Origin of the sequence: Peterkaempfera griseoplana (assembly GCF_001418575.1) — a bacterium.
Taxonomy (GTDB): Bacteria; Actinomycetota; Actinomycetes; order Streptomycetales; family Streptomycetaceae; genus Peterkaempfera; species Peterkaempfera griseoplana.
In genome coordinates, this window is sequence record NZ_LIQR01000215.1 from 1 (window position 1) to 15,288 (window position 15,288).

The following is a 15,288-nucleotide window of genomic DNA, read 5'->3' on the forward strand; positions in this document are numbered from 1 at the left end:
GCGCGTCAACCAGCCGTCCATCCAGGGCACCGCGACGTTCTACCAGTACTGGGCGGTCCGCCAGGCGAAGCGCACGGGCGGCACCATCACCGTGTCCAACATCTTCAACGCGTGGAAGTCCGCGGGCCTGAACCTCGGCACTCCGAACTACGAGATCCTCGCCACTGAGGGTTACCAGAGCAGTGGCAGCTCCAACATCACCGTCGGCTCCTCCTCCGGAGGCACCAGCGGTGGCACCACCGGTGGTACCACGGGCGGCACTACGGGTGGCACCACGGGCGGCACCACCGGCGGCGGCGGCGGCTGCACCGCGACCCTGTCCGCCGGCCAGCAGTGGAGCGACCGGTACAACCTCAACGTCTCGGTCAGCGGCTCCAGCAACTGGAAGGTGACCGTGAAGGTCCCCTCCCCGGAGAAGATCAGCGCGACCTGGAACATCAACGCGTCCTACCCCGACGCGCAGACGCTGGTCGCCACCCCCAACGGCTCGGGCAACAACTGGGGCATGACCCTGATGACCAACGGCACCTGGACCTGGCCAACGGTCAGCTGCAGCACGAGCTGACACACCGGCGCTGCTGGCAAGTCCGGCAACAAACGCGGTGACTGACACACACGCACCACCGCAACACGTGGCGCGGCGGCTCCGGCCGCCGCGCCACACCGCTGCCGGGCACCGCGCGCGTGCCGGCGGATACCCGGTGGCTAGGGTGCGGGCCGTGGACGACCGCGTGAACATGCCCTGGTTCTCCGTCGGGGATGCCGACGACGACGCATCCGCAACGCTGGACGCCGCAGGGCGGAGATATGTCTCCGTACTGCGCGACCGGGCCGCCACCTGGCCGTGCGACCCCGAGGAAACCTTTGTCCTCCGCCCCGAGGAGAGCGGATTCGCCCACCTGCTGGCCGTACTGTGCCTGGTGAGGGCGGCAACCGATGTCGTCTCCCATGTCTTCGGCGTCTTCTTCGACGGACAGGGCGTGCTGGGCAGCGAACTCCACAACCAGATGTACACACCCCTCGGGGGGAGTCGGTGGTGGGGACGCTCCATGCGGCGGGTTCACCCGGCCGGTGCGCGGACGTGACCGCGGACTGGTTCGAACGCATTCTGCGGGACCGGAGCGGCGGCTCGGCCTCCACGGCGTGGTGAGACATCCGCGAGTCAACGGCCCGTCGTCGAGCGGGACGCGGGTCCGCGCCGACGCCGGCCCGGAGCCTGCTGTCAGCGGACCGTCCCCCCGATCGGCACGGCTCAGCGGGCTGACCGCGACCGGAGAGGCGGAACGGGCGCAAGTGGCCCATGACCCCGTCACCCGCTGACAGGATGCCCGTATGCCGAACACCTCACCGATGACGTACGAGCGCGTGGCCGTGGTCCTCCAGGAGATCGGAATGGTGTCGAAGCAGAAGGCGCAGTCGGTCCTCGACGACTTCGCCGCCTACGCGCACGACGAACTGAAGCCCTACGAGGTCGCCTGCACCCTGGTGAGCTTCGGCCTGGCGGTCTCCGTCCACGCGGACGACATCGACTACCTGGAGCCCGGGTACGCCTGGCTCCTGGAGGAGGCGGCGGCGGTCACCGGCGGTGCGGTCACCGTCAGCGACGTCCGCCTGCACGAAGGGGAGTTCGAGGGCGACTCCCGCGACGACGTCCTGGAGTTCCGGTGCAACGGCCGGCCGGTGTCCATTCCCGCCGAGCACTTCTCCGACGAGTACTACGACCAGTTGGCCGCCTGCGACGCCATCGCCGAGGTCTCCCCGGACGGCGATCCCCGCTCGTTCCGGCTCGTCGACTTCGCACGCGAGCGGCACGGCGTCTACGACAGCATCATGGTCCTGACCACCCCGGAGCAGGCGCAGGCCCTCCAGCGGGACCTCGGCCTGACGATCCGCTGAACGCGCACGCGATCGCGACGTGACCCGCCGTCAGGCGCGACCGCGGGCCAGCAGCGCGTGGTAGCGCAGCACCAGCGAGCCGTCCGGCCCCGAGTACTGCGGCACCAGGCGGTCGTACGCGGCCTTGATCCGGGCGACCGTGCCGGCATCCTGCCGGCTGATGGCCTGGCTGATCAGACCCACCCCGGCCGCGGCGCCGCCCCACCACTCGGCGGGCTGTGCGACGTGGTCCCAGACGACCGGCTGGCAGGCGACGTCCGTGAAGCCGGCGCCCTCGAAGAGCGCGACGAAGCCTGCCCCGGTACGCGGGAAGTCGTCCGCGGGGTCGAGCCGGGGCAGATCCGCGGGCGGCTGCGCACCGGCCTCGGCGACGGCGCGGTTCAGCAGTTCATGGCCGGCCCCGAGAGGATCGCACCAGATGGTGGCGGCGACCCGGCCGCCGGGCTGCGCCGCGGAGCGGAGCGCGGCCAGGGCGGCGGCCGGCCGGCCCACGTGGTTGATGACGAAGTTGGCGACCACGGCGTCGAAGCTGCCCGGGGCGAACGGCAGACCGGGGAGAGCGGCGACGCTCAGGTGGGCCTCGGGTGCGGCGCGCCGCGCCAGCGTGACCATTCCCGGCTCGGCGTCGACGGCGAACACCCGGGCGTTCCGGGCGCAGGCCGCGGCGGCGACGGTGCCGCTGCCGGTGCCGACGTCGAGCAGCCGGGTGCCCGGGCCGACCCCGGCTGCGTCGAGGAGGGCGGGGGCGGTGTGCGCGCAGAGTCTGGCGAAGCTGTCACGGAACGCCTCGGCCCGGCCGGCCCATATCTGTCGCTCGGCCTCGTCGAAATCGGACACGGCTGCCGGACTTCCTTCCTGCCTGCTGGACCGGGTCGGTGGGCCCCGGCGGTGGGACTCTACCGCCGGGCCTGCCGCTTCCCCGAGGTGATTCCGGAGCCTGGACGTACGGCGGGGCCGAGCCGTACTCGACGACCAGCACGGCTCGCCGTCATCGCCACGTCCGAGGACGCGTACGGTGGTGCCCACGGGCGTGGCCGGCCTGCGGCAGCGCGAGCACGCACCAACTACCGAGGTATTGCGGCTCTCCCGGTGACCAGCACCCCGGTCGTCTGTCTCTCCTCGGTCCCCGGCTCGTGCGCAGCGGCGGATGCGGCCGGCCCTGCCCCGCCCCGCGCGGTGGCAGCGCTGAACTCAGCGGCCGTCAGCGGACGGTGAGGTTCACGAGAGCGCCATTCCGGGGACGCGCCTGCGGATGGCCTCCATCTCGGCCTCGTCCGAAATCCCCTGCCAGTCGTAGCGCGGGGTGTACGGGGCCTCCAGGGTGCGCGCCTCCTGGTCGGTGAGGTCGATGTCGAGGGAGGCCACCGCCTCGTCGATCTGCCGGATCGAGCCGGCGCCGACCAGCGGGGCGGTGACGACAGGCTGGCGCCGCAGCCATGCGAGCGCGATCTGGGCGCGGCTGACGCCGCGGGCGTTCGCCACTTGACCGACCGCGTCGATGATGGCGTGGTTGGATGCCTCCTGCTGGGGCGAGTAGAGCAGGTCCGCGTAAGCTCCGTCCGTCTCGGAGCGCACCGTCGAGCGGGCGTCGTGCCATGCGCGGGCGAGGCGGCCACGGGCCAGTGGCGACCAGATGATCGTGCCGACACCCGTGTCCAGGCACAGCGGGATCATCTCGCGCTCCTCCTCGCGGGCGAGAAGGTTGTAGTGGTCCTGCATCGACACGAACCGCGCCCAGCCGTTCTGCTTCTGCAGGTGCAGCGCTTTGGCGAACTCCCATGCGTGCATGGACGAGGCGCCCAGGTAGCGCACCTTGCCCGCCTTCACCAGGTCGCTGAGCGCCTCCAGAGTCTCCTCCCACGGGGTGGAGCGGTCGTTGCGGTGAATCTGGTAGAGGTCGATGTAGTCGGTCCCCAGCCGGCGCAGCGAGTGCTCGACCTCGGTCATGACGGCCTTGCGGGACAGACCCCGCCCGTTCGGGCCCTGCCGCATCGGATGACGCAGTTTTGTGGCGATCACCACCGCGTCGCGGTCGGCGAAGTCCCTGAGCGCCCGGCCGAGGATCTCCTCGCTGGATCCGTTGGAGTACATGTTCGCGGTGTCGAAGAAGTTGATCCCCGCCTCCACCGCGTGGCGGATGAGCGGACGGGCGTCCTCCTCGCCCAGTGACCATACCGGGTGCCCGCGGTCGGGCTCGCCGTAGGTCATCGCGCCGATGGCGATCGGTGACACGTCCATGCCGGTCGGGCCCAGCTTGATGTACTGCATGACGCCCCTCTAAAGTAAGTGGAGAGCTCTCCGATTAACTTAGTGGAGAGCTCTCCGCTTAGCAAGGTGAGGTCTCGTGGTCCGATCAGACGCGCTGGAGAACCGGGCACGCATCCTCGCGGCCGCCCGCGAGGCGTTCGCCGAGGACGGCGACACCTCCATGAACCGGGTCGCGCAGCGGGCCGGCGTCGGCGCCGGCACCCTGTACCGAAACTTCCCCACCCGCGAGGCACTGCTCCTCGCCGTCTACCAGGACGAGGTCGAACGCATCACCGGCGCGGTGCCCGACCTGCTGGCCCGGATGACACCGCTCGAAGCCCTGGGCCACTGGACGGCCGGCCTCGTCGAAGCCATGCGCAGAAAGCACGGCCTCGGTGACGCCCTCAGCGCCGGTGCGCACCAGGCGATCACCGAGCAGAGCTATGGCCCCGTCATCGCCGCCATCACCGAACTCCTCGACGCCGGCAAGACGGACGGCACCATCCGCCACGACGCGGACCCCGGCGATTTCCTCCAGTTCACCGGCGCCCTGTGGCGCACCCCGCCCGGCCCCGGAGACCGGGCCCCCCGGATGCTCGCACTCATCCTCGACGGCCTCCGCTCACAGCCGTAACTCCAGCCGCCGCAGACGGGGCGCACCGGGGGCCGTCCCCGTTCCCGCCCACAGGGACGGCGTGCGGAGGAGGATCCGGAAGGCGGCGGGCGCCGCACATCAGCGGGTAGAGCCTCGCCCGGCGCGGAACCGGGGCCCCGGACCGAGGCCGAACCGCCCAGTCACGGGCTCCCCGGACGCCGCCGGCGAAGGACTGGTTGTCGTCGGCAGCTCCGGATCAGGCCTCGGTGGAGGGGAGTGCGTACAGACGGGGGAGGTTGACCACGATGGCCTCCTGGGTGCTCCGGGCGATGACGACGACGGCTTCGTGGTCGGGGTCCGGGTTCTCCTCGCGGTGCGGCACGAACGGGGGAACGAAGACGTAGTCGCCCGGTGAGGTGCGCAGCCGCACCTCCACGGCCTCGCCACCGGAGTCGTCCAGGAAGACGAACTCGGGGTGCCCGCTCACCACGTAGATGGCGGTCTCGGACTCGCCGTGATGGTGGTCACCGGACGACGTCGAAGGGGCGACATGGGTCTGCCCCATCCACAGCCGCTCCGCGCCGACGGTCCGCCCGCTGACGGCGGCGAGCCGCCGCATGCCGCCGGTCTGAGCGGTGTCGCCGTCGAGAGCGCCGGCGCGCACATGGTACAGCCGGGTGGCGGCGGGGGCGCCGGAGGTCTCCGTGCGGTCGGTGAGGTGAGGGTGGAAGCCCTCGCCGGGCTCGGTCCGGGGCTCGCTCATGAGGCGACGCTATGGCGGTGCGAAAACCGCTGTCAAGGCGGCCCCTGCTCTGTTCACCTGCGGCGATGTGTCCCGCAAGCGTGGACCGCGGACCGCCTGGAGACTGTCCCTCCGTGAGGTGGGGACGGGCGCCGTCGATCGGTGCGCCGCTGGTGCGTACGGATGCCGGAGGCCGAGCGGAGTGCCGAGCGGAGCGCCGGCCGGGAGAGGCGCGGACCGGGGCGGGCCCGTCCGTCGCGGGGCATTCGGAAATCGGATTGCGTCCCGCGGGGGAGTCGGTACTCTGATCCGGTTCCTGCAGTGCGGGCCTGTTCGGCCTGTGTGTGACGAGAGGGAGGAGGTGCGTCCCGATGGCTGCCGCCGTGACGCGGCGCGCTTCCGCATGCGCGCCAGACGCCTTTTCCCGCCACCTGCCTGCCGGCTGACGAAGCGTTCACCAACGCTGCACTCCGGTGGGCTCACCCACAGGAGATCACCGCAGTGCGTGACCGCTTTGCCGACAGTGAGTCCTTCGCCCGCATCCGGCCCAAGGGCCGCAACCGGCGGAACCACCACGACGACGAGGCCGCCTTCGAGGAGTCCTTCGCCGACCAGGCCGCCCGCTTCCGGCTCCCGGCGGCCGAACCGGCCGCAGACTCCGGGGTCACCGGGGACGAAGCCGCCTGGGACGCCGTAACTCCCGATGCCTCCGACGGCCCTCCCGAGGGGGACCGCTGGTCCACCTGGGACCGGTCCACCCCGACCGAGAAGGGGCCCGAGCCCCGTCCCGAGTGGGTGGTGACCGAGCTCGCCGCCGTCGACAGCGAGCTGGGGATCGTCAAGACGGGCAAGGAGGCCGACGTCCATCTGCTGGAACGCGCCGTGCCCGGGACCGACCGCCGCACCCTGATGGCCGCCAAGCGCTACCGCGACGTCCAGCACCGGATGTTCCACCGCGACTCCGGATATCTGGAGGGCCGTGCCCACAAGGAGTCCCGGGTCAGTCGTGCGATGTCCAAGCGGACCGCCTTCGGCAGGCAGGCCATCGCCGGGCAGTGGGCCGCCGCGGAGTTCTCGGCGCTGTCGCGGTTGTGGTCCGCGGGTGTGTCCGTGCCCTACCCCGTGCAGATCCTCGGTACCGAGATCCTCATGGAGTTCGTCGGCGACCCCTCGGGGGCGGCCGCGCCCCGGCTCGCCCAACTGCGCAGCGAGGAGGCCGACGTGGACGACCTGTGGGAGCAGCTGGGACACAGCCTCTCCCTGCTCGCCCGCGACGGGTACGCGCACGGCGACCTGTCCGCCTACAACCTCCTGGTCCACGAGGGCCGTCTGGTCATCATCGACGTACCGCAGATCGTCGACGTGATCGCCAATCCGCGGGGCCGTTCCTTCCTCGAGCGGGACGTCCGCAACGTCGGCGCGTGGTTCGTCTCCCGGGGCCTGGCCGCCGGGCGTGTCGAGGAGCTGGCCCTGAGCCTGGCTGCCGACGCCGGATTCGACTGACCGTCACCCATGCCGTGACCGGCGCCCCGGGTCCCTCGTGGCCCGGGGCGCCGGTCCGGGGCAGCACGGCAGCTGAGGCGTGCCGACGCCGGACGGGACGGTGACGCGGGCCGCCGGGAGCGAGCGGGTTCGGGCCGGCCGGTGGCTGGAGCGGTTGCCTCGCCTGCCATGCCCGGCGGGCACATGGCGCCGTCGGCTGCTTCGATGGTGGAAGGGTGAAGGGAGGCGCTGGTGTCGGTGGCCCGGGCGTTGGTGGCTGAGAGCGTGACCGAGCCGTCCCGGGCGCCGGCCCTGAGCCCGGTGTCCGCCGGCGGCACCCTGCCGCCGTACGGCACACCCGTCGCCATCGTCGCCGGGGCCGGGGCTGGGGTCCTGCCGGGTTCCGCCACCGGCTCGGACCGCCACACGTGCGGCTGCCCGCAACCCCCTGGACGCCTGCGCGACCGGCCGCATGCCACCAGGGCTGGGGCTGCCCGGGGCCGTCCAGGGGCCGGAATCCCGGGGCGACCGGGTGCTGCGATCGCCCACCGGAAGGGAGGAGTCCACAGCCATGACGCTCAAGGACACCGCGGATGCCGTCCTGGCCGGGCTCGGCGACATCCGGTCCGAGCTGGAGGAGGTCTACAAGGATCTCCACTCCCACCCCGATCTGGGACATCAGGAGCACCGCACCGCGACCCGGGTGGCGGAACGCCTGAGAAACTGCGGCTACCAGGTGCACGAGGGGATCGGCGGCACCGGTGTGGTCGGTGTGCTGGCCAACGGGGCCGGGCCGACCGTACTGCTGCGGGCCGACATGGACGCCCTGCCGGTCCTTGAGGAGACTGGTCTGCCCTACGCCAGCACGGCCGAAGCCACGGACGCCTCCGGCCGCCGGGTGCCCGTGGCGCACGCCTGCGGCCACGACATGCACGTCACCTGCCTGCTGGGGGCCGCGCGGCTGATGGCTGCCGCGCCGCGGGCGTGGCAGGGGACACTGGTGGCCCTGTTCCAGCCTGCCGAGGAGCCGGGGGACGGCGCCGACCGGATGCTCGCCGACGGGCTGACCGACCGTGTACCCCGCCCGGACGTCGCCTTCGCCCAGCATGTGCTGCCCTATCCGGCCGGGCAGGTCGGCACGCGTGCCGGGTCCTTTCTCTCCGCGGCGGACAATGTGCGGATCACCGTTCATGGCCGGGGCGCTCATGGTTCGGCACCGCAGGCAGCCATCGACCCGGTGGTGATCGCGTCGATGATCGTCGTCAGGCTCCAGACGATCGTCTCGCGTGAGCTGGCCGCCACCCAGCCGGCCGTGGTCACGGTGGGCTCCGTCCAGGCGGGTTCGAGCGGCAATGTGATTCCCGAGTCGGCCGAACTGCTGGTGAACGTGCGCACCTACGACGACGAGACCCGGCGGGCCGTGCTGGCCGCCGTGCGGCGCATCGTCCAGGCCGAGTGCGACGCCTCCGGGGCGACCCGCGCGCCGCAGGTCGAGGAGGGCACCCGTTTTCCGCCGACCGTCAACGACGAGGAGGTGACCCGCGAGGTCTCCGCCGCTTTCGAGGCGATGTTCGGACAGCGAGCGGTCACCGTGGAGCTGCAGAGCGCCAGTGAGGACTTCAGCCGGATCCCGGACGCCTTCGGCGCGCCGTACACCTACTGGGCGCTGGGCTGTGCCGATCCGGACGCCTACCGGACCGCCCAGCAACGCGGCACCGTGGCCCGGGAGATCCCGGTCAACCACAGCCCCCGCTTCGCACCGGTTCTGCAGCCCACACTGGACACCGGCGTCCAGGCCCTGGTCACAGCCGCACTCACTCATCTTGCGAGACCGGGTCGCACAAGCCGATGAGTCCGCCGGCCGGTTGGCCCCCGATGCCGCAGCGCGCTCCTTCGTCCCACCGCCCGCACCTGATCGAGCGTCAGATCATCCGCCGCTCGCAAGGCCCGGACGCGGTCCCCGGCGTCAACAGGGGAAGCGCGGTCCGCGGGGCGCAGACCGCTCCGGAGGGGCGGTGTCCAGGTGGAAAGGCCGGGCTGACGCGGTGGTTGGACGGGGGGTGCCGCGGGAAACGTGCGGAAGGAGAAATCTACCTATTCAGGGGACAACCCGACCAAAGCCCGGTCAGGCGGAACGATTTGCCCTCATGGTTGATCACGTCAGCGCTACCACGGCTGGCGCACCACCACATGAGGGGACGCTCATGAACGCACGCCGCATCACTTCCGTCGCTGCAGCAGCCGCCCTCGCGGCCGGCCTCGCCGCCGGTCCGGCCCAGGCCGCCACCGCCCACCACCACCACCACCACCGAGCCCTCACCCACCACTGGGCCGGTGCCCGCATCGGCGCCGTGCAGTACAACAGCCCCGGCCGTGACACCGGCACCAACCGGTCGCTGAACCGGGAGTGGGTCGCCATCGTCAACGACTCCCCGCGCGCGGTGGACCTGGCGGGCTGGACGCTGAGGGACGCCAACCACAACGTCTACCGGTTCGGGCACGTCTGGCTGGACGCACACCGGTCACTGAAGGTCCACACCGGACGTGGCCGCGACACGCGTACCGATCTCTACCAGGACCGGTACCGCTACGAATGGAACAACAACGGCGACGTGGCGACGCTTCGCAACGCCCGCGGGCGTGTCGTCTACCAGGTGTCGTGGGGCTGGGAAGTCCGCCGCTGATGGGAAGTCCGCCGCTGACCTGAGAGGCGCCGCCGCCCCGGGCCGTGCACCCCACGGCCCGGGGCGGCGGCGTGCCCGGGGCCGGTGCCGCGCGGCCGTCCTGCCGACGACACACCAGGACGCCAGGGCGGTGGGGCGTCAGTTCGGCGGGTCCTCGCCGACCAGCCCGTCCACGGACTCGCGGATCACATCGGCGTGCCCGACATGGCGGGCGTACTCCTCGACCATGTCCACCAGCAGCCGCCGTACGCTCGGCGACTCGCCCCGGGCGGAGGTGTACGCCGAGAGCTGTTCCAGCCCTGCCTGAGACAGCGCCTGGCGGACGTTGGCCCGGGACCGGGCGACGGAGTCCCGCCACAGTGCCAGGAGTTCCTCGGGGGTGTCCCCGGCGGCCGTACGCCACTCCCAGTCGGGGTCGGCGTCCCAGTCCACACCGGACCACGGCTCCGCCGCCGGGAGGCCGAGCAGCTTCTGCGACAGCATGTCGTCCTCGACCAGCGCCAGATGCTTGAGCAGCCCGCCGAGGGTGATCTGCGAGGCGCCCACCGTCGCCCGCAGGCCCGCGGCGTCCAGCCCCGAGCACTTCCATTCCAGGGTCCGGCGCTGGCGCTCCAGTGAGCCCAGCAGGGTGTCCGTCTCGTCGCCCGCGACCGGGGGCTCCTTGAGGACCGGCTCGTATGTGTCCGTCATGACCGGCAGACTAAGGGCTGCCTCGGACATTGACCGTCGCGAAGCGAAGAGGCGTGCAGATCATCGGAGTTGACGCCGTTGCACCACGACGGGAGCCCGCAGGAGCGTGCCGGTGGGCACTGCCCTTCAGGAGCGGTCGAGCAGCAGGGCGGGCAGGTCGGCGACGGACGCCAGGACATGCGTCGCGCCGTCCGCGAGCAGCCGGGCGCTGTCGTGGGCGCCGGTGAGCACCCCTGCCACGACCGGGGCACCGGCACGGCGGCCGGACAGCATGTCGTAGCCGGTGTCGCCGGCGACCGCGATCTCCCGGACGTCCTCGGTGCCGGTGCGCAGCAGGGCGGTGAGGACCATGTCCGGGTAGGGGCGGCCGCGGCCGGCGTCGGCGGGGCAGAGGGTGAGGTCGGCGATGTCCCGCCAGCCGAGGGCGTCCAGGATGCGGTCCTGGGTGGCGCGGGAGAACCCGGTGGTGAGCACCACCTTGAGGCCGGCCGTGCGCAGTCGGCCGATGGCGTCGGCGGCGCCGGGCAGCGGGGTGCAGTGACCCTCCTCGATCAGGTCGTGGTACGCGGCCTCGAAGGCCCGGTTGGCCTGCTGCGCGCGGTCCTCCTCGCCGAAGAGGTGGCGGAAGACGGAGATCTTGCTCTCGCCCATGGTGGCGCGGACGTGGTCGAGCATCCGGGTGTGCTCGGCGCTGCCCTCGCTGACGCCGAGTTCGGCGGCGGCCGCGCGGAAGGCGCGCTCGACCAGTCCGCCGTCGTGGACGGTGGTGCCGGCCATGTCGAGGACGACGAGGCGGGGGGCGGGGTGGTGCGCGTTCATCGCTGGGTTCCTTCGGATGGCGGGGGGCGGTTCACAGCCCGATGGCGTCGGCGGTGGCCTCGGCGATCGCGGGCGAGCAGGTCATGCCCCGGCCGCCGGGGCCGGTGACCAGCCAGGCGCCGTCCTGCACCTGCTGGCGGTGGACGACCCGGGTGGTGTCGGTGCACTGTGCGTACACACCGGCCCAGCGGCGGCGGATCGGCGGCAGCGGGCGGCCGAGGAGACCCTCGACGACCCCGGCGAGGTAGCTGTACGGGTCCTCGACCACGTCGAAGCCGAACGGCTGGTCGTACTCATGGGTGTCGCCGATGGTCAGGCCGCCGTCGCTGCGCTGCACCATCAGCAGCTGCATGCGGTGGTCGGCGGCGGTGGGGTGCTGCGGTTGGCCGGCGTTGAGGGCGTCCAGGCCGGGGCCGGCGAAGCCGGGGTAGTAGCGGAAGCTGTCGCCGTCGGCGACCGAGGTGGTGAGGGCTTCGCCCAGCGGGTCGGTCTGCATCATCTGCAGCCGCACCCGGCGAACGGGCAGGTCGGGGACGAGTTCGCGGACCAGGCCGCCGAGCCAGGCGCCGGTGCACAGGACGACGGCGTCACCGTGGTGCACCTCGCCGTGGTCGTCGCGGACGGCGGTACCGCCGACCAGTTCGCGGGCCTCACGCCCGCCGAGGAAGGTGTAGCGGCCGGACGCCAGCAGCCGGGCGCGCAGGGCGCGCTGCGCGGTGCGGGGTTCCACGGCGGCGTCGCGCGCGCACCACAGCGCGCCGAGGAAGTCGCCGCGCAGGGCAGGGTTGAGGGCTCTGGCCTCGGCGGCGTCCAGCAGGGTGAAGCCGCGTACGTCGGCGTCCGGCCGGGCGGCCGCCTCGGCGGCGACGGCGCGTTCGGCCTCGGTACGGAGCACGGTCAGGGAGCCGTTGGGCCGGAAGCCGAGTTCGGGGACGTCCCGGCCGATCCGCTCCCACAGCTCGCGGGCCCGCAGGGCGGTCTCCAGCTCCGGTCCGGAGGCGCGGCCGCTGACCCAGATCAGTCCGAAGTTGCGGACCGAGGCGCCGCGCGCCTCCGCCTCCCGCTCGAGGTGGACGACCTCGTGGCCGCGCTGGACCGCGTGCCAGGCGTGCATGGTGCCCAGCACGCCTGCTCCGATGACTGTGACTCGCATGCGCACAGGCTGCGTGGGCCGGATGCAGCGCCGGGGATGCGGCGACCAACGGCAGGTGAACGGGGGTGGAAGCATGGACCACACCCGTCACCGGTCCGTTGTCCCGTGGTGTGGGCGCCGTGGTGGGACCCGACCGGTCACCGCGGTACGGCAGGCGCACCTGCCCGCGACCCGGGGCCCGCACGACCCCGGGCGGCAGCCGGGGGGCCGGCGCCTGCGGCCCTCTCCTTTCTTCCCTGCGCGCGGCAGCTCCGGTGATACTCGGGGAATGGCTTTCGTCGTCTTCATGACCCTGCCGGGGCTGGTCATCCTGCTGACCGTGCTGGCCCTGGTCGATCAGCTGCTGCTGCGCGCAGGGCGGGCCGGGATGCTGCCGTGGCGCGGTGCGGCGCGTTCGGGGCAGATCTCGGCGACCGGGTTCGAGCAACTGCATGCGAGCTTCTCGCCGGGGAAGCAGGCCGAGCTGAAGGAACGGCGGTCGGCGCTGCTGCTGCGTGACGAGGAGGACGACGGGGCGCCGCCGAACCGTACGCGGGTGGATCTGGACGGTGGCACCGCGGTCGTCAGGATGCCCCAGGCCGACCGGTAGGTGCCGGTATTCGACGTCGAATTCGAATCGAAGCCCCTGCGAAACGGTGGACGGATTACCGTCGAACACCGTCGAACTTCTCGAAGGTCGCCCTTCACGTCGCCCTTGTGATGGCAGTGCGAACATCGCCGGCGGGACGACCTTCGACGCCACCGCGCAGAAGGACCTCACCGACTCCTTACGACCTTGGGTGCAGTTGAGGTCGGGGCGTGCCAGCCTTGGCGGATCGGCTGGCGGGTGATCAGCAGGCAGCCTGGCGGGCGAGCACCAGTTCGGTGCTGGGCTTGCGCCGCGTGGGCCGGCAGGCGGAGCGGTCGGAGACCAGACCGGCGATGGCCAGGTGAGTCTCTGCGTAGGCCTTCCGACGTCCGACGAACCGCTGCAGCGGTCGCCACTGCTTGTACTCGGCATTGGTGTGCTCGACGTGGATCCGTGCCGAGGACTGGCGACGGCGCTGCTCACGCCAGGCGTGGTGCTCGCCCGTCGGCGCGTCGTCCTTCGGCCTCTTCGGCGGGGCGTCGATCTGGTCGGGGAACTCGTTGGCCAGCCCGCGGTAGCCCTCGTCGGCCTTGGCCTTGACCGCTGGGCGCTGTCGGAACTGCTCGGCGAGGCCCTCGGAGCGCACAGCGGTCTGGTCGTGCATCCGTCCGGGCCGGATCACGCCGTGGTGGTCTTGATCGTGTTCTGCTTCTTCTTGCCGGACACGAACGCCTTGCGGCCCGGGCGGCCCGCTTTCGGACGGCGGACCTGGACCTCGGTACCGTCGATCCGCAGCTCGACGCCTTCGGCGTCGGCATACGCGAAGACGTCCTCCAGAATGCGCAACCGGATGCCTGGGCGGTCGGGGACGGCGAAGCCGCGGGCTGCCAGCAGCGGTCGGACCTGCCGCACGGCCGCTGAGACGGTGGACCGGTCAACGCGGTACAGCTTGGCGAGGGCAGCGTGCGGCAGACCGAGCCGCAGGTGGACGAGTGTGACCAGCAGCCGGTCCACGAACACCAGCTTGCCCTTGCGGCCCGCGCCGGCGGCTCGACGCCGCCGCCCTCCCCGCCGCTCAAGCAGCGCGGACTCCCGCCGCGTCTCCCACTTCGGACCCAACTCTTCGATCAAATCGCCGAGGTGTGTGCGGGAGACCCCGGACAGGGCAGGATGGGAGCAGGCCGCACGGGCCCATACCTGCGTCACAACTCGCCCACCCAGTGCGGCCCTCCCCACGTCACGTTCTGGCCAGCACCTGCTGACGCAGTGGATCGCTTCCGAGGGTCAACCGCGGCCTGTCGGCGGCTCACTGACCTTGGGCGATCTCCCACATGTAGCCGTCAAGGTCTCGGAAGCTGGCGGTTCGCGGACCCCAGCGCCGATCCATCGGCCCGTTGACGAGCTCAACGCCGGCCGCGGCGAGTTCCGCGCACTTCGCATCGACGTCGTCCACCTCGACGGTGAAGACCAGGCGCACGCCGGCCTCACGCGGGGCCGCGGTCGCTGGCTCGATGAGTTCCGGGACGTGCGTCGTCTGCAGCAGGTTGATGATCGTCGTGCCGAACCTGAAGGCGACGGACTGCTCGTCCTCGAAAAGGATCGGGGCGTCGAACACCTCCAGATAGAACTTCTTCGAGGCGGTTAGGTCTTCGACGAAGATGGTGTTGGCGGCGATGCCATTGGCCCACGCGCTCATGACGGCTCCTTCCTGTTGGCGACGGAGATCAGAGCCTACGGCCGTCCACTGACAACACACGGCGGGTCCTGGAAGCAGGGGCGCCTCCGCTCATGCTGCGCGGGATTCGGGGCAATCGGTCGGACCGACTCAATTTCTCCCCAGGTCGTTAGACCGGGTCCACAACGCCTTCATCCCCCCCGCACCCGAGCCGAGTGAGCCCGGCGGGCCGCGGCTCCGGCGACGGGTCAGGACACCGTCAGCTCCAGGATGCGGTCGTCGCCGGGGCGAGGCGCGGCGCGGCCGTCGGTGTTGCTGGTGGTCAGCAGCAGCCGTCCGTCCGCGGTGGTCAGGACGCTGCGCAGCCGGCCGTAGGTGCCGACCAGGAAGTCCTTGGGGGCGGCGGCGGCCCGGGCGCCGTTCAGCGGGATGCGCCACAGCCGCTGCCCCTTCAGGGCGGCCATCCAGATCGAGCCGTGGGCGTAGGCGATGCCGCTGGGGGAGTCCTCCTCGGTGCCCCACTGAACGACCGGGTCGGTGTACTTGCCGCCGCCGGCCTTCCCCTGGACGGCGGGCCAGCCGTAGTTGCGCCCCGGCAGGATCAGGTTGAGCTCGTCCGCCTTGCGGTCGCCGAACTCCGAGGCCCACAGGCGGCCGTGGGGGTCCCAGGCGAGGCCCTGCACATTGCGGTGGCCGTAGGAGTAGACCACCGACCGGGGGAAGGGGTTGCCGGGGGC

The 15,288-nt window shown here is 71.8% G+C and carries 18 protein-coding genes; 8 read left to right on the forward strand and 10 right to left on the reverse strand.

What is annotated here, in order from left to right:
• From AOK09_RS17120 to AOK09_RS17130, 3 genes are all read left to right on the forward strand, one after another.
• A partial coding sequence (locus AOK09_RS17120) for a glycoside hydrolase family 11 protein (protein WP_169797037.1) occupies positions 1–565 on the forward strand: 565 nt, incomplete at its 5' end.
• Between the two features lie 154 nt (positions 566–719).
• Positions 720–1,085, forward strand: coding sequence for a hypothetical protein (locus AOK09_RS17125; protein ID WP_157875926.1), 366 nt, complete (start codon positions 720–722; stop codon positions 1,083–1,085).
• 247 nt (positions 1,086–1,332) lie between these two features.
• Positions 1,333–1,896, forward strand: a complete 564-nt coding sequence (locus tag AOK09_RS17130) for a hypothetical protein (protein ID WP_055588081.1) — start codon at positions 1,333–1,335, stop codon at positions 1,894–1,896.
• Positions 1,897–1,926: 30 nt separating this feature from the next.
• Here AOK09_RS17130 and AOK09_RS17135 read toward each other — a convergent pair whose 3' ends face one another.
• Positions 1,927–2,733: a class I SAM-dependent methyltransferase gene (locus tag AOK09_RS17135; RefSeq protein WP_055588082.1), complete on the reverse strand. Its 807-nt coding sequence runs from the start codon at positions 2,731–2,733 to the stop codon at positions 1,927–1,929.
• Positions 2,734–3,114: 381 nt separating this feature from the next.
• On the reverse strand, positions 3,115–4,164 hold the full coding sequence (locus AOK09_RS17140) for an aldo/keto reductase (protein WP_055588083.1): 1,050 nt from the start codon (positions 4,162–4,164) through the stop codon (positions 3,115–3,117).
• Positions 4,165–4,240: 76 nt separating this feature from the next.
• Between AOK09_RS17140 and AOK09_RS17145 the strand changes: the two genes are divergently transcribed.
• A complete protein-coding gene (locus tag AOK09_RS17145) occupies positions 4,241–4,777 on the forward strand; it encodes a TetR/AcrR family transcriptional regulator (RefSeq protein ID WP_055588084.1) in 537 nt (178 codons plus the stop codon).
• A gap of 217 nt (positions 4,778–4,994) precedes the next feature.
• Here the strand turns inward: AOK09_RS17145 and AOK09_RS17150 are convergent, their stop codons facing one another.
• Positions 4,995–5,501, reverse strand: coding sequence for a cupin domain-containing protein (locus AOK09_RS17150; RefSeq protein ID WP_055588085.1), 507 nt, complete (start codon positions 5,499–5,501; stop codon positions 4,995–4,997).
• A gap of 480 nt (positions 5,502–5,981) precedes the next feature.
• On the opposite strand from AOK09_RS17150, the gene AOK09_RS17155 reads away from it, so the two are divergent.
• From AOK09_RS17155 to AOK09_RS17165, 3 genes are all read left to right on the forward strand, one after another.
• Positions 5,982–6,983, forward strand: coding sequence for a serine protein kinase RIO (locus AOK09_RS17155; RefSeq protein WP_055588086.1), 1,002 nt, complete (start codon positions 5,982–5,984; stop codon positions 6,981–6,983).
• A gap of 550 nt (positions 6,984–7,533) precedes the next feature.
• On the forward strand, positions 7,534–8,814 hold the full coding sequence (locus AOK09_RS17160; RefSeq protein WP_055588087.1) for an amidohydrolase: 1,281 nt from the start codon (positions 7,534–7,536) through the stop codon (positions 8,812–8,814).
• A 352-nt stretch (positions 8,815–9,166) separates the two neighbouring features.
• Positions 9,167–9,646: a lamin tail domain-containing protein gene (locus AOK09_RS17165; protein WP_055588088.1), complete on the forward strand. Its 480-nt coding sequence runs from the start codon at positions 9,167–9,169 to the stop codon at positions 9,644–9,646.
• A gap of 138 nt (positions 9,647–9,784) precedes the next feature.
• Here the strand turns inward: AOK09_RS17165 and AOK09_RS17170 are convergent, their stop codons facing one another.
• From AOK09_RS17170 to AOK09_RS17180, 3 genes are all read right to left on the reverse strand, one after another.
• Positions 9,785–10,336, reverse strand: a complete 552-nt coding sequence (locus tag AOK09_RS17170) for a DinB family protein (protein ID WP_055588089.1) — start codon at positions 10,334–10,336, stop codon at positions 9,785–9,787.
• 126 nt (positions 10,337–10,462) lie between these two features.
• The gene (locus AOK09_RS17175; protein WP_055588090.1) at positions 10,463–11,155 is read right to left on the reverse strand and encodes a phosphonatase-like hydrolase; all 693 of its coding nucleotides are present in this window, start codon (positions 11,153–11,155) and stop codon (positions 10,463–10,465) included.
• 31 nt (positions 11,156–11,186) lie between these two features.
• A complete protein-coding gene (locus AOK09_RS17180) occupies positions 11,187–12,308 on the reverse strand; it encodes a TIGR03364 family FAD-dependent oxidoreductase (protein ID WP_079063142.1) in 1,122 nt (373 codons plus the stop codon).
• Positions 12,309–12,576: 268 nt separating this feature from the next.
• On the opposite strand from AOK09_RS17180, the gene AOK09_RS17185 reads away from it, so the two are divergent.
• Positions 12,577–12,897: a DUF6191 domain-containing protein gene (locus AOK09_RS17185; protein WP_055588092.1), complete on the forward strand. Its 321-nt coding sequence runs from the start codon at positions 12,577–12,579 to the stop codon at positions 12,895–12,897.
• A 241-nt stretch (positions 12,898–13,138) separates the two neighbouring features.
• Here the strand turns inward: AOK09_RS17185 and AOK09_RS43450 are convergent, their stop codons facing one another.
• The 4 genes from AOK09_RS43450 to AOK09_RS17200 form a co-directional block, all read right to left on the reverse strand.
• Positions 13,139–13,558: a transposase family protein gene (locus tag AOK09_RS43450; protein ID WP_322973189.1), complete on the reverse strand. Its 420-nt coding sequence runs from the start codon at positions 13,556–13,558 to the stop codon at positions 13,139–13,141.
• Entirely contained in the window at positions 13,555–13,890 is a 336-nt protein-coding gene (locus AOK09_RS43455; protein WP_322973190.1) for a helix-turn-helix domain-containing protein, read from the reverse strand. The genes AOK09_RS43450 and AOK09_RS43455 overlap by 4 nt, the downstream gene beginning before the upstream one ends.
• Positions 13,891–14,182: 292 nt before the next feature.
• The gene (locus tag AOK09_RS17195) at positions 14,183–14,572 is read right to left on the reverse strand and encodes a VOC family protein (protein ID WP_055588093.1); all 390 of its coding nucleotides are present in this window, start codon (positions 14,570–14,572) and stop codon (positions 14,183–14,185) included.
• 227 nt (positions 14,573–14,799) lie between these two features.
• Positions 14,800–15,288: PQQ-dependent sugar dehydrogenase (locus tag AOK09_RS17200; RefSeq protein WP_175609312.1), on the reverse strand; the 489-nt coding region annotated here is incomplete at its 5' end.

What these genes read in the sequence shown, in the direction of transcription:
- AOK09_RS17170 (WP_055588089.1), bottom strand. Translation starts at nt 10,336, where the DNA reads ATGACGGACACATACGAGCCGGTCCTCAAGGAGCCCCCGGTCGCGGGC.
- AOK09_RS17150 (WP_055588085.1), bottom strand. Translation starts at nt 5,501, where the DNA reads ATGAGCGAGCCCCGGACCGAGCCCGGCGAGGGCTTCCACCCTCACCTC.
- AOK09_RS17195 (WP_055588093.1), bottom strand. Translation starts at nt 14,572, where the DNA reads ATGAGCGCGTGGGCCAATGGCATCGCCGCCAACACCATCTTCGTCGAA.
- AOK09_RS17130 (WP_055588081.1), top strand. Translation starts at nt 1,333, where the DNA reads ATGCCGAACACCTCACCGATGACGTACGAGCGCGTGGCCGTGGTCCTC.
- AOK09_RS17185 (WP_055588092.1), top strand. Translation starts at nt 12,577, where the DNA reads ATGGCTTTCGTCGTCTTCATGACCCTGCCGGGGCTGGTCATCCTGCTG.
- AOK09_RS17165 (WP_055588088.1), top strand. Translation starts at nt 9,167, where the DNA reads ATGAACGCACGCCGCATCACTTCCGTCGCTGCAGCAGCCGCCCTCGCG.
- AOK09_RS17180 (WP_079063142.1), bottom strand. Translation starts at nt 12,308, where the DNA reads ATGCGAGTCACAGTCATCGGAGCAGGCGTGCTGGGCACCATGCACGCC.
- AOK09_RS17160 (WP_055588087.1), top strand. Translation starts at nt 7,534, where the DNA reads ATGACGCTCAAGGACACCGCGGATGCCGTCCTGGCCGGGCTCGGCGAC.
- AOK09_RS17175 (WP_055588090.1), bottom strand. Translation starts at nt 11,155, where the DNA reads ATGAACGCGCACCACCCCGCCCCCCGCCTCGTCGTCCTCGACATGGCC.
- AOK09_RS17140 (WP_055588083.1), bottom strand. Translation starts at nt 4,164, where the DNA reads ATGCAGTACATCAAGCTGGGCCCGACCGGCATGGACGTGTCACCGATC.